Annotated in this window: 19 protein-coding genes; 15 read left to right on the top strand and 4 right to left on the bottom strand. The window is 71.7% G+C overall.

Features of this window, described 5'->3' with window-relative positions:
- Positions 1 to 29 precede the first annotated feature (29 nt).
- Together ABZ215_RS10330 and ABZ215_RS10325 are read left to right on the top strand one after the other, a co-directional pair.
- The gene (locus tag ABZ215_RS10330; protein ID WP_354949226.1) at positions 30 to 686 is read left to right on the top strand and encodes a maleylpyruvate isomerase N-terminal domain-containing protein; all 657 of its coding nucleotides are present in this window, start codon (positions 30 to 32) and stop codon (positions 684 to 686) included.
- On the top strand, positions 683 to 1,609 hold the full coding sequence (locus ABZ215_RS10325) for an LLM class flavin-dependent oxidoreductase (RefSeq protein WP_354949224.1): 927 nt from the start codon (positions 683 to 685) through the stop codon (positions 1,607 to 1,609). Before ABZ215_RS10330 ends, ABZ215_RS10325 begins: the two co-directional genes overlap by 4 nt.
- A 233-nt stretch (positions 1,610 to 1,842) precedes the next feature.
- On the opposite strand, the gene ABZ215_RS10320 is transcribed toward ABZ215_RS10325, so the two are convergent.
- Positions 1,843 to 2,637, bottom strand: a complete 795-nt coding sequence (locus ABZ215_RS10320) for an alpha/beta hydrolase (RefSeq protein ID WP_354949222.1) — start codon at positions 2,635 to 2,637, stop codon at positions 1,843 to 1,845.
- 176 nt (positions 2,638 to 2,813) lie between these two features.
- On the opposite strand from ABZ215_RS10320, the gene ABZ215_RS10315 reads away from it, so the two are divergent.
- From ABZ215_RS10315 to ABZ215_RS10305, 3 genes are all read left to right on the top strand, one after another.
- Positions 2,814 to 4,343: a Re/Si-specific NAD(P)(+) transhydrogenase subunit alpha gene (locus ABZ215_RS10315; RefSeq protein ID WP_354949220.1), complete on the top strand. Its 1,530-nt coding sequence runs from the start codon at positions 2,814 to 2,816 to the stop codon at positions 4,341 to 4,343.
- Positions 4,344 to 4,366: 23 nt separating this feature from the next.
- Positions 4,367 to 5,827 (top strand): Re/Si-specific NAD(P)(+) transhydrogenase subunit beta, encoded by a 1,461-nt coding sequence (gene pntB / locus ABZ215_RS10310; RefSeq protein WP_354949218.1) that lies wholly within the window; start codon positions 4,367 to 4,369, stop codon positions 5,825 to 5,827.
- 148 nt (positions 5,828 to 5,975) lie between these two features.
- Positions 5,976 to 7,097, top strand: a complete 1,122-nt coding sequence (locus ABZ215_RS10305; protein WP_017982607.1) for a hypothetical protein — start codon at positions 5,976 to 5,978, stop codon at positions 7,095 to 7,097.
- Positions 7,098 to 7,172: 75 nt separating this feature from the next.
- Here ABZ215_RS10305 and ABZ215_RS10300 read toward each other — a convergent pair whose 3' ends face one another.
- Both ABZ215_RS10300 and ABZ215_RS10295 read right to left on the bottom strand, forming a co-directional pair.
- Positions 7,173 to 8,348, bottom strand: coding sequence for a zinc-dependent alcohol dehydrogenase (locus ABZ215_RS10300; protein WP_354949205.1), 1,176 nt, complete (start codon positions 8,346 to 8,348; stop codon positions 7,173 to 7,175).
- Entirely contained in the window at positions 8,345 to 8,806 is a 462-nt protein-coding gene (locus ABZ215_RS10295) for a hypothetical protein (RefSeq protein ID WP_020418024.1), read from the bottom strand. Before ABZ215_RS10295 ends, ABZ215_RS10300 begins: the two co-directional genes overlap by 4 nt.
- Positions 8,807 to 8,943: 137 nt before the next feature.
- On the opposite strand from ABZ215_RS10295, the gene ctaD reads away from it, so the two are divergent.
- Both ctaD and ABZ215_RS10285 read left to right on the top strand, forming a co-directional pair.
- Positions 8,944 to 10,719 carry a cytochrome c oxidase subunit I gene (ctaD, locus tag ABZ215_RS10290; protein ID WP_020418023.1) on the top strand — a complete coding sequence of 592 codons (1,776 nt, stop codon included), beginning with the start codon at positions 8,944 to 8,946 and terminating at the stop codon, positions 10,717 to 10,719.
- Positions 10,720 to 10,805: 86 nt separating this feature from the next.
- Complete coding sequence (locus ABZ215_RS10285; RefSeq protein ID WP_354949203.1) at positions 10,806 to 11,309, top strand: hypothetical protein; 504 nt, start codon at positions 10,806 to 10,808, stop codon at positions 11,307 to 11,309.
- 1 nt (position 11,310) lies between these two features.
- Here ABZ215_RS10285 and ABZ215_RS10280 read toward each other — a convergent pair whose 3' ends face one another.
- On the bottom strand, positions 11,311 to 11,877 hold the full coding sequence (locus tag ABZ215_RS10280) for a TetR/AcrR family transcriptional regulator (protein ID WP_237334794.1): 567 nt from the start codon (positions 11,875 to 11,877) through the stop codon (positions 11,311 to 11,313).
- Between the two features lie 89 nt (positions 11,878 to 11,966).
- Here ABZ215_RS10280 and ABZ215_RS10275 point away from each other — a divergent pair, with 89 nt between their 5' ends.
- The 8 genes from ABZ215_RS10275 to ABZ215_RS10240 all read left to right on the top strand — a co-directional run bounded on the left by ABZ215_RS10275 (position 11,967) and on the right by ABZ215_RS10240 (position 20,751).
- Positions 11,967 to 12,983: an aldo/keto reductase gene (locus tag ABZ215_RS10275; protein ID WP_020418020.1), complete on the top strand. Its 1,017-nt coding sequence runs from the start codon at positions 11,967 to 11,969 to the stop codon at positions 12,981 to 12,983.
- A gap of 9 nt (positions 12,984 to 12,992) precedes the next feature.
- The gene (locus ABZ215_RS10270; RefSeq protein WP_354949200.1) at positions 12,993 to 13,850 is read left to right on the top strand and encodes an LLM class flavin-dependent oxidoreductase; all 858 of its coding nucleotides are present in this window, start codon (positions 12,993 to 12,995) and stop codon (positions 13,848 to 13,850) included.
- A 107-nt stretch (positions 13,851 to 13,957) separates the two neighbouring features.
- On the top strand, positions 13,958 to 15,067 hold the full coding sequence (locus ABZ215_RS10265) for an NDMA-dependent alcohol dehydrogenase (RefSeq protein ID WP_237334797.1): 1,110 nt from the start codon (positions 13,958 to 13,960) through the stop codon (positions 15,065 to 15,067).
- A gap of 13 nt (positions 15,068 to 15,080) precedes the next feature.
- Complete coding sequence (locus ABZ215_RS10260; protein ID WP_354949197.1) at positions 15,081 to 16,199, top strand: NDMA-dependent alcohol dehydrogenase; 1,119 nt, start codon at positions 15,081 to 15,083, stop codon at positions 16,197 to 16,199.
- 86 nt (positions 16,200 to 16,285) lie between these two features.
- Positions 16,286 to 17,887 (top strand): ABC transporter substrate-binding protein, encoded by a 1,602-nt coding sequence (locus tag ABZ215_RS10255; protein ID WP_020418016.1) that lies wholly within the window; start codon positions 16,286 to 16,288, stop codon positions 17,885 to 17,887.
- Positions 17,860 to 18,888 carry an ABC transporter permease gene (locus ABZ215_RS10250; protein ID WP_354949194.1) on the top strand — a complete coding sequence of 343 codons (1,029 nt, stop codon included), beginning with the start codon at positions 17,860 to 17,862 and terminating at the stop codon, positions 18,886 to 18,888. Before ABZ215_RS10255 ends, ABZ215_RS10250 begins: the two co-directional genes overlap by 28 nt.
- Entirely contained in the window at positions 18,875 to 19,741 is an 867-nt protein-coding gene (locus ABZ215_RS10245) for an ABC transporter permease (protein WP_354949192.1), read from the top strand. The genes ABZ215_RS10250 and ABZ215_RS10245 overlap by 14 nt, the downstream gene beginning before the upstream one ends.
- Positions 19,738 to 20,751, top strand: coding sequence for an ABC transporter ATP-binding protein (locus ABZ215_RS10240; protein WP_020418013.1), 1,014 nt, complete (start codon positions 19,738 to 19,740; stop codon positions 20,749 to 20,751). The genes ABZ215_RS10245 and ABZ215_RS10240 overlap by 4 nt, the downstream gene beginning before the upstream one ends.
- Positions 20,752 to 20,812 lie beyond the last annotated feature (61 nt).

Below are 20,812 nucleotides of genomic sequence, written 5' to 3'. Positions count from 1 at the left end.
AGGGGGCGGGCGCTGTTAGCTTGCGAGGCGTGGATCTCTTCTCACGCTCGTGGGCGGCGTTGCGGACCGCGGTCGCCGGGCTCGCCGACGACGACCTCGCCCGTCCGTCCGGCTGCGCCGGCTGGCTGGTGCGGGACCTGGTGTGCCACCTGATCATCGACGCCCAGGACGTCCTCATCACGCTGGTCACCCCGGCGGACGAGGAGCCGACCCGGGACGAGCTCACCTACTGGGAGGTCAGCGACCGGCCGCCGACCGGCGAGGACCCGCTCGACGCGCTGACGGTCCGGCTGGCCGCGGCCTACGGGGAGCCGTGGCTGCTGAAGTTCCACCTCGACGACGTCGGCTCCGCGGCCGGGCGCGCCGCGGAGCTGGCCGACCCCTCGGCGCGGGTGCGGACGCGCGACCAGGTCCTCACCGTCGCCGCCTACCTGTCCACCTACGTCATGGAGTGGACGCTGCACCACCTCGACCTGGTGGCGCACCTGCCGTCCGTCGCCGGGCCGCCCGCGGAGGGCCTCGCCGCGTCGCGCGAAATGCTGGAGAAGATCGCCGGGGCGCCGTTCCCCGGATCGTTCTCCGACACGGACGCGCTGCTGGTCGGCACCGGGCGCCGGGCCTCCACCGAGGCCGAACGGGCGGCGCTGGGCCCGCTGGCCGCGCGAGTCCCGTTCGTGCTCGGATGACGGCCGGGGTGATGCTGCCGCGGGACCTCGCGGCGGCGGAGATCGTGCCGTTCGCCAGGCGGGCCGAGGAACTCGGCTTCGGCGAGGTGTGGATCGTGGAGGACCTCGGCTTCCACGGCGGCATCGCGCAGGCGGCTACGGTGCTGGCGGTGACCTCCCGGATCCGCGTCGGCATCGGCATCCTGCCCGCCGGGGCGCGCAACGTCGCCTTCACCGCGATGGAACTGGCGACACTGGCACGGCTCCACCCCGGCCGGCTCGTCGCGGGCATCGGGCACGGGGTGCCCGGGTGGATGCGCCAGGTGGGCGCGTGGCCGTCGAGCCCGCTGACGTTGTTCGCCGAGTACGCCCGCGCGCTGACCGCTCTGCTGCGCGGGGAACGGGTCCGGGTCGCAGGCCGGTACGTGCGGCTCGACGACGCCGGGCTGGAGACCGCTCCGGAGACGGTCCCGCCGGTGCTCGCCGGAGTGCGCGGCCCGAAGTCGCTCGCCGTGGCCGGGGCCGAGCTGGACGGCGTGATTCTGGCCGAACCGGCGCCCGCCGAGTACATCGCCGCGGCCCGCCGGATCCTGCCACCGCACAAGCAGGTCGTGGCCTTCGGGCACGCGGTGGTGGACCCCGACCCCGAGGCGGCCCGCGCCCGGGTGCGGCCGCTGCTCACCGCGATCGGGGATCCGCAGCTGTCCGCGCACGTGGACCCGCTGCCGTTCGCGTCCGAGCTGCTGGCGTTGCGTGCGCGGCACCAGGACGGGGACTCCTTCGCGGCGGCGTTGCCGGGGGAGTGGGTGGACGAGCTGACGCTGGCCGGTCCCGCCGACGTCGTGCGGCGGCGGATCGCCGGCCTCGGCGCGGATTCGGTGGTGCTGATCCCGGTGGGAGACGACCGGCTCGCCGCGCTCGGCGCACTGGCCACGGCACTGTGAACCTGGCCGGGCAGTGTTTCCGGGGACGCCGGCCCCGCCCGGACCCGGCTCACCGCGCGCTTGCGCCACCTCCCCGCCGGGGGAGTGCCGCCTGCGGGACGACACCGGCAACCGGGACATGGCCGGCCGGTTCGACGGGTCCTGGCCGCCGGCGACGACTTGCGGACCCGGCGCTGGTCGCCTGTCCGCGGCACGTCGGCCAGGCGATGACCGGGCAGGCCGCGTTCCGCTGATCACCCGGCCACCGCGGTGATCGCGGCGATCACCGCGGGGCCGTCCAGCAGCACCGGGTCGTTGTGGTCCGCGCCGGGCACCTCGACGGCCCGGCCACCGGCGGCCGCGGCCACGGCCCGGCTCTGCTCCGGCGGCACGATCGAGTCGGCGCCGCCGTAGACCACGGTGACCGGCGCGGGCACCCGCGCGACCTGCTCGGCGACCGGGAAGGTGTCCAGCAGCAACAGCCGCACCGGCAGGAACGGGTAGTGCCGCCGGGCGACCGCGGCCAGGTCGGTGAACGGGGAGCGCAGCACCAGCGCCGCGGGCGGGAAGTCCACGGCGAGCCCGGCCACCACCGCCGCGCCCAGGCTCTCGCCGAAGTAGACCAGCGGCACCCGCGCCTGCGCGGCCAGGAACTCGCGGGCCGCGCGCACGTCCAGCGCGAGCCCGGCCTCCGTCGGCGAGCCCGGGTTGCCGCCGTACCCGCGGTAGTCCAGCAGCAGGGTCGCCACGCCCGCGGCGTGCAGGGCCCGCGCGAGCGGTGCGCGCAGCGACCGGTTGCCGGCGTTGCCCGGGGCCACCAGCACCGCCGCGCGCGGCGCGGCCACCGGGAAGTACCAGGCGGTGAGAGTCAGCCCGTCCGCGGTGCGCAGCGCGACGTCCCGGCCACCGGGGAGGACCTCCGCCGCGGACGGGACCGGGCCGCCCGAGGGCAGGTAGATGAGCCTGCGCTGGAACGCGAAGGCGCTGCCGAACACCACCGCCACGATGATGACGACCACCGCCGCGCCGATCAACAGCCGCCTGCGCACCACCCCATCATCCGCATGTGGCCGCAGTCACCGGCAGAATCGGGCCATCGTGTTAAAAAGGCTGCGAATATGATCGCGCGCTCCCCGACCGGGGTCGGCCACGGGGGAGCGCGACCAGGAGTACGTCGACGTACGACACCCGGCGTTCGTCGTCCAACCGTGGACGAGGTGATTCGATGCTGGTCGGAGTGCTGAAGGAGGCCACCCCCGGCGAGACCAGGGTGGCCGCGACGCCCGCGACGGTGGCCCAGCTGCTCAAGCTGGGCTACGAGGTCGTGGTGGAGCCGGGCGCCGGCGAACTGGCGAGCTTCTCCGACGAGGCGTACGCCGAAGCAGGCGCGTCGATCGGGAACGCCGTGCAGGCGGAGATCGTCCTGGGGGTGAACGCGCCGGCCAAGGAGCAGCTGGACGCGATGAAGCCGGGCGCGACCCTGATCAGCCTGCTGGCCCCGGCCCTGAACAAGGAGCTGGTCGACGACCTGGCGAAGCGGCCCATCACCGCGATGGCGATGGACGCGGTGCCGCGGATCTCGCGGGCCCAGTCGCTGGACGTGCTGTCGTCGATGGCCAACATCGCCGGGTACCGCGCGGTGGTCGAGGCGGCGCACACGTTCGGCCGGTTCTTCACCGGGCAGGTCACCGCCGCGGGCAAGGTGCCCCCGGCGAAGGTCCTCGTCGTCGGCGCGGGCGTGGCCGGACTGGCCGCGATCGGCGCGGCGGGCAGCCTGGGCGCGGTGGTGCGCGCGACGGACCCGCGGCCCGAGGTGGCCGACCAGGTCAAGTCGCTGGGCGGGGAGTACCTGTCCATCGAGGCGCCCGACGTCGAGGTCTCCGCCACGGGCTACGCCAAGGAGATGAGCGACGACTACAAGGCCCGCGAGCGGCAGCTCTACGAGGAGCAGTGCCGCGACGTGGACATCATCATCACCACCGCGCTGATCCCCGGGAAGCCGGCGCCGCGGATCATCACCGCCGACATGGTCGCCTCGATGCGGCCGGGCAGCGTGATCGTGGACATGGCCGCGGCCAACGGCGGCAACGTCGAGGGCACCGTCACCGGCAAGGCCGTCACCACGGACAACGGGGTGACGATCCTCGGCTACACCGACCTGCCCGGCCGGTTGCCCGCGCAGTCGTCGCAGCTGTACGGCACGAACCTGGTCAACCTGATGAAGCTGGTGACGCCGGGCAAGGACGGCACGCCGGTGTTCGACCTGGAGGACATCGTCATCCGGTCGATGACCGTGGTCCGCGAGGGCGAGCTGCTGTGGCCGCCGCCCCCGGCGCAGGTGTCGGCCGCTCCCGCGCAGGCCACGCCGAAGGCCGCCGCCAAGGAGCCGGAGCCGGAGAAGAAGAAGCTGTCCCCGGCCGCCCGGATCGGGCTGACCGCGGTGGCGGGCGCGTTGCTGTTCCTGCTGGTCGCGGCGTCGCCGCCGGCGTTGCAGGGGCACCTGACGGTGTTCGCGATGGCGGTGGTGATCGGGTTCTACGTGATCGGGCACGTGCACCACGCGCTGCACACGCCGCTGATGTCGGTGACCAACGCGATCTCCGGGATCATCGTGGTCGGCGCGCTGTTGCAGGTCGGGCACGGCGGCGGGGCGGTGACCTGGCTGGCGTTCGCGGCGATCCTGCTCGCCTCGATCAACATCTTCGGCGGGTTCGCCGTCACCCGGCGCATGCTCTCGATGTTCTCCCGCAGCTGAGCCCGATCAGGAGACCTGAACTCATGACTCTCGACACGATCGCGCAGGCGGCCTACCTGGTCGCCGCGTTGTTGTTCATCCTGGCGCTGGCGGGGCTGTCCAAGCACGAGACCGCCAAGACCGGCAACGGGTTCGGCATCGCGGGCATGGTCGTCGCGCTGGCGGCGACCGTCGCGCTGGCCGTGCACCGCGACATCTCCACCCTCGGCGTGGTGCTGATGGTGGTGGCGGTGGTGCTCGGCGCCGCCGTCGGCCTGCAGCGCGCCCGCGTGGTGCAGATGACCGGCATGCCCGAGCTGATCGCGCTGCTGCACTCCTTCGTCGGTCTGGCCGCCGTGCTGGTCGGCTGGAACGGCTACCTGGAGGTCGAAGCGCACCCCGAGGGGGCCGAGGCGCGGACGCTGGCCGCGCTCGGGCTGGGCGGGATCCACTCGGCCGAGGTGTTCATCGGCGTGTTCATCGGCGCGGTGACCTTCACCGGGTCGATCGTCGCGTTCCTGAAGCTGTCGGCGCGGATCAACTCCAAGCCGCTGATGCTGCCCGGCAAGAACTTCCTCAACCTCGGCGCGCTGGCGGTGTTCGTCGCGCTGACGGTGTGGTTCGTCATCGACCCGCAGCTGTGGCTGCTCGTCGTGGTCACCGCGGTGGCGCTCGCGCTGGGCTGGCACCTGGTGGCCTCGATCGGCGGCGGCGACATGCCGGTGGTGGTGTCGATGCTGAACAGCTACTCCGGGTGGGCGGCCGCCGCGAGCGGGTTCCTGCTGGAGAACAACCTGCTCATCGTCACCGGCGCGCTGGTCGGCTCCTCCGGTGCCTACCTGTCCTACATCATGTGCAAGGCGATGAACCGCTCGTTCATCTCCGTGATCGCGGGCGGGTTCGGCATCGAAGCCGGCCCGGCGGACGACACCGACTACGGCGAGCACAAGGAGATCACCGCCGACGGCGCGGCCGAGCTGCTGGCCGACGCGAGCAGCGTGATCATCACCCCCGGCTACGGCATGGCCGTCGCGCAGGCCCAGCACGGCGTCGCCGAGCTGACCCGGCGGCTGCGGGAACGCGGGGTCGAGGTCCGGTTCGGCATCCACCCGGTGGCCGGCCGCCTGCCCGGGCACATGAACGTGCTGCTCGCCGAGGCGAAGGTGCCCTACGACATCGTGCTGGAGATGGACGAGATCAACGACGACTTCGCCGGCACCGACGTCGTCCTCGTCATCGGCGCCAACGACACGGTCAACCCGGCCGCGGCCGAGGACCCCGGCTCGCCGATCGCCGGCATGCCGGTGCTGCGGGTGTGGGAGGCCAAGAACGTCGTGGTGTTCAAGCGGTCGATGTCCTCGGGCTACGCGGGCGTGCAGAACCCGCTCTTCTTCCGCGACAACTCCGCCATGCTGTTCGGCGACGCGAAGGAACGGGTCGAGGACCTGCTGCGGGCGCTGCCCGCCCCGAGCACGGCCGGGGCCGGGGCCCGCACCGGGAGCTGAGGACGGCGAAAGCGCTTCCCCGGCGGACCCGCCGCGCGTGGTCCGCCGGGGAAACGGCAGGTAACAGATCAAGGCCGATCACCCGGTTGATCTACCCACCTGCTATGTTCGCGCTCCCCACCGTCGAGAACTCCACAAGGACAACGACATGGAAACCGAGAGCGACCAGCACGCTGCTTCAACCGACGTGATAAGCAGCGCGGCGCACGCCGCCCGCCTGGTCATGTTGGACACCATGGACGAGAAGATCCGGTACGCGTGCGAGACACTGGGTGAGCCGTCGACCTCCGACGTGCTGGCCTTCCTGGTGACCTACGGCGTGGTCACCAACCCCAAGCGCGAGCGCGCCGCGGTCGCGGAGAAGGTCGGCAAGTGGCGGGAGGAGCGCGGGCTCGGCGACACCGGGGACCTGCCGCGGCTGTCGGTGAAGATGCTGGCCGAGCTGGACGGCCGCAAGGAAGCCGACGCGGCTGCCGAGGCGGAGCCGCAGGGCGACGAGACCGACACGCCCACCGGGGAGATCACGGAGACCGCCGAGGCGGCCAAGCCGGCGAAGCGCAAGTCGCCGGAGGGGTCGCGCGGCTTCTACCTGGTGGCGTTCATGTCGCTGCTGGTCTCGGTGGACACCTCGTGGCGCTTCTTCGGGGAGAAGCTCGGGATCACCAACGTCTACGAGCGTGCCGCGATGTTCGCCGTGGTCGAGGTCGCGCTGATCGCGTGCGGGTTCGCGATGCGCGCCGAGATCCGCAGCCCCAAGGGCAAGCCGGGCCCGGCCCGGCTGATCCTGTGGGCGCTGTGCGCGGCGTCCGGCTACATGGCCTTCGACCTGGCCGGCCCGGTGTCCGGCCTGGCGCGGGTCACGCTCGGCCCGGTCCTCGGTGTGGTCATGCTGCACCTGGCCCTGGGCATCGAGCTGCGGCACACCCGCGCCCGCGTCACCACCTGGTCGCGGGTCAGCCGTGAGCTCAAGGAGCGCTTCCTCTCCCGCCTCGGCCTCGGCGACGACGAGCGCGACGCACTCGCCCGGACCCGGGACCGCGCGGCGCGCCGTGCCGCGCACCTGGCCCGCGCGTCCTGGTTCACGCCGTTCCGCAAGACCCGGCTGGACCGGGCGCTGCGGGCGGCCAACGCCGCGCACGACGACCGGATGCGCGCCCGGCTGATGGCGGAGCTGGCCGCGGTCCAGCACGCCGACGAGCTGCGCAGGCTGGACCTGGCCTCGCCGTGGTCGGACTCGCTGTCCAACAGCCTGAAGTTCCTCAAGCGCTGACACTCGTCCCGACCGGAAACGGCCGCGTGCCGCCACGACTCCCGTGGCAGCACGCGGCCGTTCCGCTGTGGACGGTCAGTGTGCGGGGTGGAAGACCGCGCGCACGCAGCCGTCCTTCTTGTGCTTGAACAGGTCGTACCCCTTCGGGCCCTCGTCGAGCGGCAGCGTGTGCGTGACCAGGTGCCGGGTGGGGATCTCGCCCGCGGCCATCCGCTCCAGCAGCATCGGGATGTAGCGCTGCCCGTGCTGCTGGGCCCCGCGGATGGTGAGGCCGTTGTTGATGACCGCGCCGAGCGGGAACTTGTCCACCAGCCCGCCGAAGACGCCGAGGACGAACACGGTGCCGCCCTTGCGGCAGGCGTGGATGGCCTCCCGCACCGCCGCCGGCCGCTCGGTGTGCAGCCGCAGCTGCTGCTTCACCTGGTCGTAGGCCTGCTCGACGCCGGTGGTGTGCGCCTCCATGCCCACCGCTTCGATGCACACGTCCGGGCCGCGGCCGCCGGTGCGTTCACGCAGTTCGGCGCCGACGTCGGTGCTGCTGTAGTCGATGGTCTCGGACCCTATGTGCCGCTCGGTCATGGCGAGCCGTTCCGGGTAGCGGTCGATGGAGATCACCCGTTCCGCGCCGAGCAGGATGGCCGCCCTGGCCGCCATCTGGCCCACCGCGCCGCACCCCCACACGGCGACGACGTCCCCGGGCTTGACGCCGCCGAGGTCGGCCCCCATCCAGCCGGTCGGGATCGAGTCGGAGGCGAACAACGCCGCGTCGTCGTCGAGCCCCTCGGGCACCGTGAAGGCGCCGTAGTCGGCGAAGGGCACCCGGATGTACTCGGCGTGGCTGCCCTGGAACCCGCCCATCGCGTGGGAGTAGCCGAAGATCCCGCCCGGCTCGTAGCCGTAGGCCATCGCGGTGATGCCCGGGTTGGTGTTGCTGTTGTCGCACAGCGACCACAGGTCGTTGCGGCAGTACCAGCAGCGGCCGCAGCCGATGAACGACGCCACCACCACGCGGTCGCCGACGCGGTGCCGCCGCACGCCCGCGCCGACCTCGACCACCTCGCCGAGGAACTCGTGCCCCAGCACGTCCCCGGCCTCCATCGCCGGGATGTAGCCGCCGATCAGGTGCAGGTCGGAGCCGCAGGTGGTGCTCGCGGTGACCTTCACGACGACGTCCTGGTCGTTGCGGATCTCCGGATCCCGCACGTTCTCCACGGAGAGCTTGTTCACGCCCTGCCAGCACAACGCCTTCACAGCCGTCCCTCCCCTCCCGCGCGCCGCGTCGCGAAGCGCATGATCGCACCGCCCGGTGTGGGTTTCCCGGTCGTCGGCGGGTCCGGGCGGATCACCTCGCCGGTCTCCAGCCGCGACTTGAGGTCCCGCAGCGCCCGGCGGATGTCCTGCCGCGGATCGGCACCGCTGAGCCGGGCGAGCGCGCCGCCCGGCCCGGGGTCCACCGGCCGCAGCGCGACCTCGGTGCCCCGTTCACCGGGGGCCGCGGTGAGGCGGAACTCCACGGTGTCGCCGAAGTCGGCCAGCGTCCGCCGCAGCTCGTCGCTGTTGCCCACGCTCAGGGGCGACTCGCCGATCGTGACGGTGAGCCAGCGGCCGGCCTCCGTCCCGCCCCGGCGGGCCAGTCGCTTCCGGACCACCGGTGCGGCCGCGGCCGCTGCCGCCGCCAGCCCGCCGAGTCCCAGCCAGGTCCTGTCCATCGCGCCCTCCGTCGTGTCGTCGCGGGTTCCCTGTACCCCCGTGCCGGCGGGTGACACGCGCCGGCGGCGGGTTTGCGCGATCGCCGAAACGGGTAGCAGGGCCCGGCACGGTTGGAACTCGCCGCGAAGGGCACCGCATGACCGACACGTTGCGTCCCGCCGATCCCGTTCTGGTGCCGCGTCCCGCGGTGCACCGGCCGTCGCGTGGTTCGGCGGTGTTGCGGTTGTTGCGGACGACGGATCCGAAGCAGATCGCGATTCTGTACCTGACGACGTCGTTCGCGTTTTTCATGGTGGGCGGGTTGATGGCGTTGCTGATCCGGGGGGAGCTGGCGCGGCCGGGGTTGCAGTTCCTGTCGCCGGAGCAGTACAACCAGCTGTTCACGATGCACGGCACGATCATGTTGTTGCTGTATGCGACGCCGACGGTGTTCGGGTTCGCCAACTACATCCTGCCGTTGCAGATCGGGGCGCCGGATGTGGCGTTCCCGCGGTTGAACTCGTTTTCCTACTGGTTGTTCCTGTTCGGCGGGCTGATCGTGATGGGGGCGTTCCTGACTCCGGGCGGGGCGGCGGATTTCGGCTGGACCGCCTACACGCCGTTGTCGGACGCGGCGAACTCGCCCGGGATCGGCGGGAACCTGTGGGTGGCCGGGCTGATCGTGTCCGGTCTGGGCACGATCCTGGGCGCGGTGAACATGCTGACCACGATCGTGTGCCTGCGCTGCCCGGGCATGACGATGTGGCGGATGCCGATCTTCACCTGGAACATCCTGTTCACCAGCGTGCTGGTGCTGCTGGCCTTCCCGATCCTGACCGCGGCGTTGTTCGGGTTGCTGGCCGACCGGCTGATCGGGGCGCACGTGTTCGACCCCGGCAACGGTGGCGCGATCCTGTGGCAGCACCTGTTCTGGTTCTTCGGCCACCCCGAGGTCTACATCATCGCGTTGCCGTTCTTCGGGATCATCACCGAGATCATCCCGGTGTTCAGCCGCAAACCCCTGTTCGGCTACAAGCTGATGGTGTGGGCCACGGTCGGGATCACCGCCCTGTCGGTGGCGGTGTGGGCGCACCACATGTTCGCCACCGGCGCGGTGCTGCTGCCCTTCTTCTCCATCATGACGTTCTTCATCGCCATCCCCACCGGCATCAAGTTCTTCAACTGGATCGGCACCATGTGGCACGGCAAACTCACCTTCGAATCGCCCATGCTGTGGTCGGTGGGGTTCCTGGTGACGTTCCTGCTGGGCGGGCTGACCGGCATCCTGCTCGCCTCACCACCGCTGGACTTCCACATCCACGACAGCTACTTCGTGGTCGCGCACTTCCACTACGTGCTCTTCGGCACCATCGTGTTCGCCACCTTCGCCGGCATCTACTTCTGGTTCCCCAAGATGACCGGCCGCATGATGGACGAACGACTCGCCAAACTCCACTTCTGGACCACCTTCCTCGGGTTCCACACCACCTTCCTGGTCCAGCACTGGCTCGGCGACGCCGGCATGCCCCGCCGCTACGCCGACTACCTCGCCACCGACGCCTTCACCGGCATGCACATGGCCTCCACCATCGGCGCCTTCCTGCTCGGCCTGTCCATGCTGCCCTTCATCTACAACGTCGTCCGCAGCTACCGCTACGGCGAACCCGTCACCGTCGACGACCCCTGGGGCTACGGCAACTCCCTGGAATGGGCCACCACCTGCCCACCACCACGCCACAACTTCACCGAACTACCCCGCATCCGCTCCGAACGGCCCGCCTTCGAACTCCACTACCCGCACATGGTCCAGCGCTTCCGCGACGAAGCCCACATGACCCCATTCCAGAAACACCACGCCTCACCCGGCGAACTCGCCGCCGCCGCCACCCAGCCCGACGACCAAGGCCCCGGCAACGACCCGCGGGGCAAGTAGCCGGGGGCGCGCGGCTGCGGAGGTTCGTGTGGCGGCCGGTGCAGGGGTGAGAGGGCGGTCCGGCCGCACCGGTTAAGGTCGCGGGCGTGTCGATCAACTTCGGCGCCGTGCTGGCCATCGCGGGGCTGCTGGCTGTCGCCGGGTGCGCCTCCGAGCGCGGCTACGCCGTGCCGGATCGCGTGTGCGGCGTCCCGGTGGACTCCGCCGCGCTGGCGCCGCTCCTGCCGGACGGCGAGGGGATCGGTGAGAGCTTCACCGACAAGGCGCAGGGCAGCGTGTCCTGCCGGCTGAGCGTGGACGGCTCGACCGTGCTCTACCTCGCGGCCGACGTCACCGACCGCGGCACCGCCGCGGTCTCCCTGGACGACGACGGGCTGCGGCGGCTCGGCAACCCCGTCCTCGTCGACGGCGCGGGCGACGTGACCGCGGTGGCCGACCGCGGCGCCAAGGCCATGGCCGAGTGCACGCACGCCGGGCAACCGCGGTTGTTCGTGGGTCTCGTCCAGTCCGAGGCCGCGCAACCGCGGGACGTGCTGCTGGCCTTCCTGGCGAGCTGGTTCCCCGCGGCGCGCGCCGCGGCGGGTTGCTGACTCAGCGCAGCCCGGCGATCAGCAGCTCCACCAGGCGGCGGGCGTCGTAGCGGGGGTCGGAGTCCGCACCGACACACAGGTTTCCCACGCCGCGCATCAGGGCGTACGCCTCGACGTCCCGGTGGATTTCGCCCGCCGCGCGCGCCGCGTCGAGCAGGCTCGCGCACACCGGGACCAGCCGGTCCAGGAAGTAGGCGTGCAGCGCCGCGAAACCCGCCTCGTCGGACTGCAGCACGCCCGCCAGGCCGTGCTTCGTCACCAGGAAGTCCACGAACAGGTCCACCCACTTCCGCAGCGCCGCGTACGGCGCCTCGCTCGCCAGCAGCGCGGGACCCGCCTCGGCACAGGCGTCGACCTGGTGCCGGTACACGGCGATGATCAGGTCCGCCCTGGTGGGGAAGTGGCGGTAGATCGTGCCCATCCCGACCCCGGCCTCCGCGGCGATGTCCCGCACCGGCGCGTCCACGCCCGCCCGCACGAACACCGCGGCGGCCGCGTCCAGCAGGGCTTTCTCGTTCCGCCGGGCGTCGGCCCGCTTGGTCCGGGCTGGCTTCCCCTCGTCGGCCACGCACACCTCCTTGCTAAGCGGAACAAGGTTCCGTATCGTGAGTAGCGGAGCAACGTTCCGCTTGCTCCCAGCATAGAGGGGACACCACCTTGCAGTACCGCACCCTGGGCCACACCGGCGTGCGCGTCAGCGCACTGTCGCTCGGCGCGATGAACTTCGGCGCGATCGGCCGCACCACCCAGGACGAGGCGAACGCCATCGTCGACGCCGCGCTCGACGCCGGCGTCAACCTGATCGACACCGCCGACTTCTACCCGGGCTCGGAGGAGATCGTGGGCCGCGCCATCGCCGGCCGCCGCGACGACCTCGTGCTCGCCACCAAGGCGGGCCTGCCGGTCGACGACGACCACAGCCACCGCGGCGCCTCCCGCCGCTGGCTGGTCACCGAGCTGGACCGCAGCCTGCGCCGCCTCGGGGCCGACCACGTCGACCTCTACCAGATCCACCGCTGGGACCCGGCGACCAGCGACGAGGAGACCCTCTCGGCTCTGACCGACCTGCAGCGCGCGGGCAAGATCCGCTACTTCGGCTCGTCGACCTACCCGGCCTACCGCATCGTGCAGGCCCAGTGGGCGGCCCGCGAGCACCACCTGGGCCGGTTCGCCACCGAGCAGCCCGGCTACTCGATCCTGCAGCGGGCCGCCGAGGCCGACGTCCTGCCGGTCACCGAGCAGTACGGGATGGGCGTGCTGGTGTGGAGCCCGCTCGCGTCGGGCTGGCTCTCCGGCGCCATCCGGGCGGACCGGGAGTTCCGCACCAACCGCTCCGCGAACATGCCCGAGCGCTTCGACACCGCCCTGCCGGTCAACCGGGCCAAGCTCGACGCCGTCGAGCAGCTGGCGAAGGTCGCCGACGAGGCCGGCCTGACGATGATCCAGCTCGCGCTCGGCTTCGTGCTCGCCCACCCGGCCGTGAGCACCGCGCTCATCGGCCCGCGCACCCTGGACCACCTGAATTCGCAGCTCGCGGCCGCCGACGTGGTGCTGCCCGCCGACGTGCTCGACGCCATCGACTCGATCGTCGCCCCCGGCACCGACCTCGCCCCCGGCGAGAAGGTCGACACCCGGCCCGCGCTGCTCGACCCGTCGCTTCGGCGACGCCGATAGGAACCCCGCATGCCCAGTTTCGGCATCATGACCGCGCCCATGCAGGCCGGCTACGACGACATCCGCCGCGTCTGGCAAGAGGCCGACGCCATCCCCGAGATCGAGCACGCCTGGCTGTTCGACCACCTCATGCCGATCGCGGGCGATCCGGACGGCCCGATCCTCGAAGGCTGGACCCTGCTGTCCGCCCTGGCCGCGCAGACCAGCCGCCTGCGCCTCGGGCTCCTGGTGACCAGCAACCGGTTCCGCCCGCCCGCGGTGCTGGCCAAGATCGCCACCACCGTGGACGTCGTCTCCGGCGGCCGCCTCGACTTCGGCATCGGCGTCGGCTCGCGGCCCGGCCACCCGCTCGCCCGCCGCGAGTACGAGGCACACGGCCTGCCGTTCCACGACGCCGCGGACGCCACCGCGAGCCTCGCTGAGGCCCTGACCGTCATCCGCCGCCTGTGGACCGAGGAGCGGCCGTTCGACTTCGACGGCGCCCACGTGAGGCTCACCGGAGCGTTCGGCAACCCCAAACCGGTGCAGCGTCCCGGCCCGCCGATCCTCGTCGGCGGCCGCGCGAAGGCGACGCTGCGGGTGGTCGCCGAGCACGCGGACCTGTGGAACATCCCCGGCGGCGACCTCGACGACGCCGTCGAGCGCAGCGCGTTGCTCGACCGCTACTGCCGCGAGATCGGCCGCGACCCGGCGGCGATCACGCGGTCGATCCACCTGCCGGTCTCCTACGAACGGCCCGGCGACACCCGCAAGGCGATCGGCGCTGCCGCCGGCGCCGGCTTCACCCACTTCGTCCTCGGTCTGCCCACGCCCTACCCGCCGGGCGTCGCCAGGTGGGTGGCCGAGGAGGTGATCACGGCGGCCTGAGCCCGGCCGGGTGCAAGGTTTTCGTGACGTGGAAAGGGCGCTGGTGCCGCCCGGGGCCCGAAGCGAAGGTGGGTCGAACCACCCCACGTCAGCGAACGGGGACCTTCATGACCATCACCACGCGAGCCGCGGTGTGCCGGGAACCCCGGCGCCCCTGGGAGATCATCGACCTCGACCTGGACGAGCCGAAGGCGCACGAGGTCCGGATCCGCTTCCACGCGGCCGGCCTGTGCCACTCCGACGACCACATCCAGAAGGGCGACGCGCAGATGCGCTTCCCCGTGGTCGGCGGGCACGAGGGCGCCGGGGTCGTCGAGGCCGTCGGCGCGGACGTCACCCGCGTCGCGGCCGGCGACCACGTCGTCTGCTCCTTCATCCCGGCGTGCGGCCAGTGCCGCTACTGCTCCACCGGGCACCAGAACCTGTGCGACGCGGGCAAGAACGCGTCCACCGGCGAGTTCCCCGACGGCACCTTCCGCTTCCACGCCGGCGGCGAGGACTTCGGCGGGTTGTGCGTGCTCGGCACCTTCTCGCAGTACGCCGTGGTGTCGGAATTCTCCTGCATCCCGATCCCGCGGGACATCCCGTTCGAGATCGCCGCGCTGGTCGGTTGCGGCGTGCCGACCGGCTGGGGCTCGGCGGTGTACGCGGCGGGCGTGCGGGCGGGGGAGACCGTGGTGATCTACGGCGCGGGCGGCGTCGGCAGCAACGCGGTGCAGGGCGCGCGTTACGCCGGCGCCAAGCACGTGGTCGTGGTGGACCCGGTGGAGTTCAAGCGGGACATGGCGAAGGTCTTCGGCGCGACCCACACCTTCGCCGACGCGAAGGAGGCACACGAGTTCGTCGTCGAGACCACCTGGGGCCAGCTGGCCGACCACGCGATCATCACCGTCGGTGTCCTGCACGACGAGGTGATCGCCCGCGCCCTCGACGTCGTCGGCAAGAGCGGCAAGGTCACCATCACCGCCGTGGGTGGCGGCTGGATCGACGCGAACGCGGGCCTGTTCATCGGCTACCAGCGGCGGGCGCAGGGCGCGTTGTTCGGCAACTGCAACCCGCTCTACGACGTGCCGCGGCTGCTGGGCCTGTACCGCTCGGGCGACCTGAAGCTGGACGAGCTGATCACCCGGCGCTACTCGCTGGACGAGGTCAACCAGGGCTACCAGGACATGCTCGACGGCAAGAACATCCGCGGCGTCATCGTCCACGAGCACTGAGGGGACCGCGACCATGACCATCACCACCCGCGCCGCCATCGCCCGCGCGCCCCACCGCCCGTGGGAGATCACCGAGCTGCAGCTGGACGAGCCGAAGGCGCACGAGGTGCGCGTCAAGTTCCACGCCGCCGGGCTGTGCCACTCCGACGACCACATCACCAAGGGCGACGCCCCGGTGCGGCTGCCGATCGTCGGCGGGCACGAGGGCGCCGGCGTCGTCGAATCGATCGGCCCGCACGTCACCCGGGTCAAACCGGGCGACCGGATCGTCTGCTCCTACATCCCCGCCTGCGGGAAGTGCCGTCCCTGCTCGACCGGGCACCAGAACATGTGCGACGAGGGCAAGAACGCCTCCACCGGCATGTTCGCCGACGGCACGTTCCGCTTCCACGCCGACGGCGAGGACTTCGGCGGGTTCTGCACCCTCGGCACGTTCTCGCAGTACGCGGTGGTGTCCGAGTGGGCCTGCCTGCGGCTGCCCGAGGACATCCCGTTCGAGATCGGCGCGCTGGTCGGTTGCGGCGTGCCCACCGGCTGGGGCTCGGCGGTGCACGCGGCGGGCGTGCGTGCCGGGGAGACCGTCGTGATCTACGGCGCCGGTGGCGTCGGCAGCAACGCCGTGCAAGGGGCCCGCTACGCGGGGGCGAAGAACGTCGTCGTGGTCGATCCCGTGGAGTTCAAGCGGGACATGGCGAAGGTCTTCGGCGCCACCCACACCTTCGCCACCGCCAAGGAAGCACACGACTTCGTCGTGGAAACCACCTGGGGCCAGCTCGCCGACCACGCCATCTGCACGCCCGGCGTGCTCACCGAGGAGATCGTCAACGCGGCCGTGCAGGTCACCGGCAAGGGCGGCAAGGTCACCGTCACCGCCGTCGGCAAGATCGACGAGCACGCGGTGCACTTCCCGGCCGGCATGCTGATCGGCTACCAGCGGCAGCTGCGCGGCGCGTTGTTCGGCGACAGCAACCCGCTCTACGACGTGCCCCGGCTGCTCGGCCTGTACCGCTCGGGCGACCTGAAGCTCGACGAGCTGATCACCCGGCGCTACACGCTCGACCAGGTCAACGACGGCTACGCCGACATGCTGGACGGCAAGAACATCCGCGGCGTCATCGTGCACGAGCACTGAGTCCACGAGCACTGAGTCCACGAGCACTGGCGCGACACACCTCCCCACCCCCCGATGGCGGCTCCGCAACGAAGCGGGAGATCGACATGCGCACACCCATCCCACGTTTCCTCGCCGCCTTCGCGGCGCTGATCCTGCTCGCCGCCTGTGGCGGCGGGGGCCAGGCCGGTCAGGGCGGCGCGGCCGCCGGGCCCCCGCAACGCGGCGGGAGCATCACCGTGCTGGAGCTGAACTCCTTCGCCGGCGCCTGGCCCAGCGGACTGGACCCGGCCACCAACACGACCGGCGGCGCGAACCTGTCCCAGATGAGCGCGATCTTCGGCGGCCTGTTCGCGCTGACCGCGGACGAGGACGGCGGCAACGCCCGCGTCGTCCCGGAACTGGCCAGCGGCTACGAGCTGGCCGACGGCGACCGGACCATCCGCATCACCATCCGCGACGGCGTGAAGTTCAGCGACGGCACGCCGTTCGACGCCGAGGCGGTCGCCTTCAACTTCCGCCGCAACATCACCTCGACCTGCACCTGCGCCCCGCGGTGGCCGCTGGCCGAGCAGAACGGCATCAGCGTCGAGGGCAACGCGGTCGTGCTGCGGTTCACCCGCCCGTACGGCGCGGTGATCAACTCGATGGTGGTGTCCAACGTGAACTGGATCGCCTCGCCCACCGCGCTGCAGCAGATGGGCCCGGAGCAGTTCAAGATCACCCCGGTCGGCGCGGGCCCGTTCAAGGTGGTGTCCAACCAGCTGTCCTCGGAGCTGAAGCTGACCCGCAACGAGAACTACTTCAAGCCCGGGCTGCCCTACCTGGACAACCTGACGTTCAAGTCGGTCGGCGGCGACCAGCCCGCCTACCAGGCGATCCTGGCCGGGCAGGCGCAGGCCTACGAGGGCATGAACACCACCCCGCTGATCGAGCAGGCGCAGGCGAACAAGCAGCTCACCGTCACCATCCAGCCGCCCACCTCGCCGTACCTGATCCAGCTCAACACCAAGACCGCGCCGTTCGACAACCAGAAGGCGCGCGAGGCGGTCTACTACGCGACCAATGTGGACGCGATCCGCAAGGGACTGTTCAAGGACTGGTACCCGGCCGCGCAGACCTTCACCGGGCCGGGCGGGCTGTTCCACCACGACACCATCGACGGGTACCGGACCTACGACCCGGACAAGGCCCGCGCGCTGGTCGCCGAGCTGGGCGGGCTCACCGTCGACCTCGGCACGCTCAAGAGCTACGTCGCCGAGCAGGTGATGACCGCGTTGCAGAGCCAGTGGGAGGCCGTGGGCATCAAGACCACGATCCACTCCGACCAGCTCAACGCTTTGATCGGCAACTTCAACTCGAACAAGTGGCAGGCCATGCTGCAGACCGCCGGGGCGTGGGATCCCGCGGCCGGCGTCGGCGTCGGGTTCCGCTTCGCCGCCACCTCGCCGTTCAGCGGGGTCAACGACCCGGCCCTGGACGACCTGCTCAACCAGGCCGCGGCCACCGTCGACCCGGCCACCCGGGAGACGCTGTACCTGCAGGCGGGCAAGCGGATCAGCGACAACGCCTACGCGCCCTACATCCTGGCGTTCGCCCCGGCCAACGTCACCGCGGCCGGCGTGCACGGGCCCGGCCTGACCACGAAGATCCCGCCGGTCCTGGTCAACACCGGGGTGCTGTGGGACCAGGTCTGGACGAGCCGGTGACGGCGATCGGCGCGCCGCGGCGGCTGCCGGGGCCACTGGCCTCGCCGGCGCTGCGGCTGGTGGCCCGGCGGCTGCTCACCGCGGTCCCCATCGTGCTCGGCGTCAGCGTTCTCACTTTCGCGGTGCTGAGCCTGATCCCCGGGGACACGGCGCAGCTGCTGCTCGGCCCGGAGGCCACGCCCGAGCAGATCGCCGCGCTCAACCAGCAGATGGGGCTGGACCGGCCCGCGGTGGTGCGCTACCTGGACTGGCTCGGCGGCGCGGTCACCGGCGACCTCGGGAACTCGCTGGTCAGCGGGCAGCCGGTGACCGACGAGCTCGGCTCCCGGCTGGCCGTCAGCGGCGAGCTGGTGGGGCTGGCGTTCGTGCTGTCGCTGGGGCTGGCGATCCCGGTCGCCCTGATCGCGGCGCGCCGCCCGAACCGGCTCACCGACCGGGTGAGCATGCTGGTCAGCATCACCGGCCTGTCGCTGGCGAACTACGTGCTCGCGCTGCTGCTCGTGCTGGTGTTCGCGGTGCAGCTGGCGGCGTTCCCGGCCATCGGGTTCGTGCCGCTGGAGCAGGGGCTGGGGGCGAACCTGCACTCGCTGTTCCTGCCCGCGCTGGCGATCGCGTTCCCGCTGTTCTGCTTCTACACCCGGTTCCTGCGCGGTGACCTGGTGGACCAGCTGCACGGCGAGGACTACATCACCACGGCGCGGGCGAAGGGGATCGGGCCGTGGCAGGTGCTGCTGCGGCACGCCTTCCGGAACTCGGCGTTCGGGCTGATCACGGTGGTCGGGCTCAACCTGGGCACGATGATCGGCGCGACCGTGATCATCGAGCAGATCTTCGCGCTGCCCGGCATCGGGCAGATGCTGCTGTCGGCCATCAACAGCCGCGACTTCGTCGTGGTCCAGGCCTGCGTGGTGGTCTTCGCCGTGGTCGCGGTGGCCGCCAACCTGCTGACCGACCTGCTCTACGCCGTACTCGACCCGAGGATCCGCTATGGCGACGGTTGATCTGCCCACGGCGCTGCCCGCGGCGCGTCCGTCACGGGTGCGCGGCTGGCTGCGGCACGTCGAACTGGGCGTCCCGCTGGCCCTGCTCGCGCTGGTGTTCGGCGCGTGCTTCCTGTGGCCGCTGGTCGCTTCCGTGCCCGAACCGATCGGCGGGGACGTGCTGGAGTCGAACCTGCCCGCGTTCTCGCCGGGGCACCTGCTGGGCACCGACCCCAACGGCAACGACGTCTGGTCCCGGCTCCTGCACGGCGGGCGGTCGTCGCTGATCGTCGGCGTCGCGGTCAACGTGCTGGGCCTGCTGGCCGGCGGCACGCTCGGCGCGGTGAGCGCCTACCTCGGCGGCGCGGTGGACGCGGTGATCATGCGCGTGCTGGACGTGCTGATCGCGTTCCCGTCGCTGGTGCTGACCCTGGCGGTGGCGCAGAGCCTCGGGCCGAGCCAGGTGAACACGATCCTGGCGCTGGCGTTCTTCTCGGTGCCCGCGTTCGCGCGGATCTCCCGTGCGGCGACCCTGCGGTTGCGGGAGCAGCCGTTCATGGTCGCCGCGCACCTGTCCGGCACGCGGGTGTGGCGGATGTTGTTCCGGCACCTCGCGCCGAACATCGCGCCGCAGCTGGTGACGTTCTCGATGCTCGGCATGGGCATCGTGATCGTGATCGAGGGCGCGCTGAGCTTCCTCGGCCTCGGCATCCCGCCGCCCGCGCCGAGCTGGGGCAACATGATCTCCCAGGGACAGGCGAGCCTGTCGGCGACGCCGATGCTCGTGGTCTGGCCGTCCCTGGCGCTCTTTGTGACCGTCCTGGCATTCAACCTGCTGGGCGAGACGCTACGGGGACGCTGGAGCGGCCGATGAGCATCGACGAACTGACCACCCCGGCGTCCGTGCGGACCGGGACGCTGCTGGAGGTCGAGGACCTGCACGTGACGTTCGCGGCCCGGGGGCGCACGGTCCGCGCGGTGAACGGGTTGTCCTACCGGCTGGAAGCAGGCCGGACGCTGGCGATCATCGGCGAGTCCGGGTCGGGCAAGTCGGTCAGCTCGCGGGCGCTGATGGGCCTGCTGCCGCCGACGGCGCGGATCACCGGATCGGCGCGCTACCGCGGCGTCGAGCTGCTCGGCCTGTCCGAGCGGCGGATGCGGCGGCACCGGGGCGCGGACCTGGCGATGGTGTTCCAGGACCCGGCGCGGTCGCTGAACCCGACGATGCGGATCGGCGTGCAGATCACCGAGGCGGTGCGGGCGCACGGCGACCACGACCGGCGCGCGGCGCGGGACCGCGCGATGGACCTGCTGAAGCTGGTGCGGTTGCCGGCCCCGGAGCGGCGGTTCCACGAGTACCCGCACCAGCTCTCCGGCGGCATGCGGCAGCGGGTGATGATCGCGATCGCGCTGGCGGCGGACCCGAAGCTGCTGATCGCCGACGAGGCGACGACCGCGCTGGACGTGACCACGCAGGCGCAGATCATGGAGCTGCTGCTGGAACTGCAGGAACGGCTCGGCACGGCGATCATCCTGATCAGCCACGACCTCGGCCTGGCGGCGACCTACGCGCACGACGTGATCGTGATGTACGCCGGGCGGGCGGTGGAGTACGCCGCGGCGCCGGTGCTGTTCTCGCGGGTGCGGATGCCGTACACGAAGGCGTTGCTGGGCGCGATCCCGCGCGTGGAGCGCCCGCCGCACGCCGAGCTGCCGGTGACACCGGGCCAGCCGCCGGACCTGACGAACCTGCCGCCCGGGTGCCCGTTCGCGCCCCGGTGCGACCGCGCGGCCTCCGACTGCGTGGCCGAGGCACCCCCGCTGACCGAACACGAGCCGGGACACGCGTGGGCGTGCTGGCACCCTTGCGAGGAGGACGCATGACGGCGGCGAGCTCCCTGTCTGGTGCGGCCGGGCGGGCCGGCCTGTCCACTCCGCACGGAGC

It is taken from the genome of Amycolatopsis sp. NPDC006131 (assembly GCF_040614175.1).
Taxonomy (GTDB): Bacteria; Actinomycetota; Actinomycetes; order Mycobacteriales; family Pseudonocardiaceae; genus Amycolatopsis_E; species Amycolatopsis_E tucumanensis.
Note: the sequence above shows the minus strand (reverse complement) of the source record. Positions and strands in the feature narration are given on the sequence as shown.

What these genes read in the sequence shown, in the direction of transcription:
- ABZ215_RS10265 (WP_237334797.1), top strand. Translation starts at nt 13,958, where the DNA reads ATGACCATCACCACGCGAGCCGCGGTGTGCCGGGAACCCCGGCGCCCC.
- ABZ215_RS10240 (WP_020418013.1), top strand. Translation starts at nt 19,738, where the DNA reads ATGAGCATCGACGAACTGACCACCCCGGCGTCCGTGCGGACCGGGACG.
- ABZ215_RS10295 (WP_020418024.1), bottom strand. Translation starts at nt 8,806, where the DNA reads ATGGACAGGACCTGGCTGGGACTCGGCGGGCTGGCGGCGGCAGCGGCC.
- pntB (WP_354949218.1), top strand. Translation starts at nt 4,367, where the DNA reads ATGACTCTCGACACGATCGCGCAGGCGGCCTACCTGGTCGCCGCGTTG.
- ABZ215_RS10255 (WP_020418016.1), top strand. Translation starts at nt 16,286, where the DNA reads ATGCGCACACCCATCCCACGTTTCCTCGCCGCCTTCGCGGCGCTGATC.
- ABZ215_RS10325 (WP_354949224.1), top strand. Translation starts at nt 683, where the DNA reads ATGACGGCCGGGGTGATGCTGCCGCGGGACCTCGCGGCGGCGGAGATC.
- ABZ215_RS10315 (WP_354949220.1), top strand. Translation starts at nt 2,814, where the DNA reads ATGCTGGTCGGAGTGCTGAAGGAGGCCACCCCCGGCGAGACCAGGGTG.
- ctaD (WP_020418023.1), top strand. Translation starts at nt 8,944, where the DNA reads ATGACCGACACGTTGCGTCCCGCCGATCCCGTTCTGGTGCCGCGTCCC.
- ABZ215_RS10260 (WP_354949197.1), top strand. Translation starts at nt 15,081, where the DNA reads ATGACCATCACCACCCGCGCCGCCATCGCCCGCGCGCCCCACCGCCCG.
- ABZ215_RS10270 (WP_354949200.1), top strand. Translation starts at nt 12,993, where the DNA reads ATGCCCAGTTTCGGCATCATGACCGCGCCCATGCAGGCCGGCTACGAC.
- ABZ215_RS10245 (WP_354949192.1), top strand. Translation starts at nt 18,875, where the DNA reads ATGGCGACGGTTGATCTGCCCACGGCGCTGCCCGCGGCGCGTCCGTCA.
- ABZ215_RS10305 (WP_017982607.1), top strand. Translation starts at nt 5,976, where the DNA reads ATGGAAACCGAGAGCGACCAGCACGCTGCTTCAACCGACGTGATAAGC.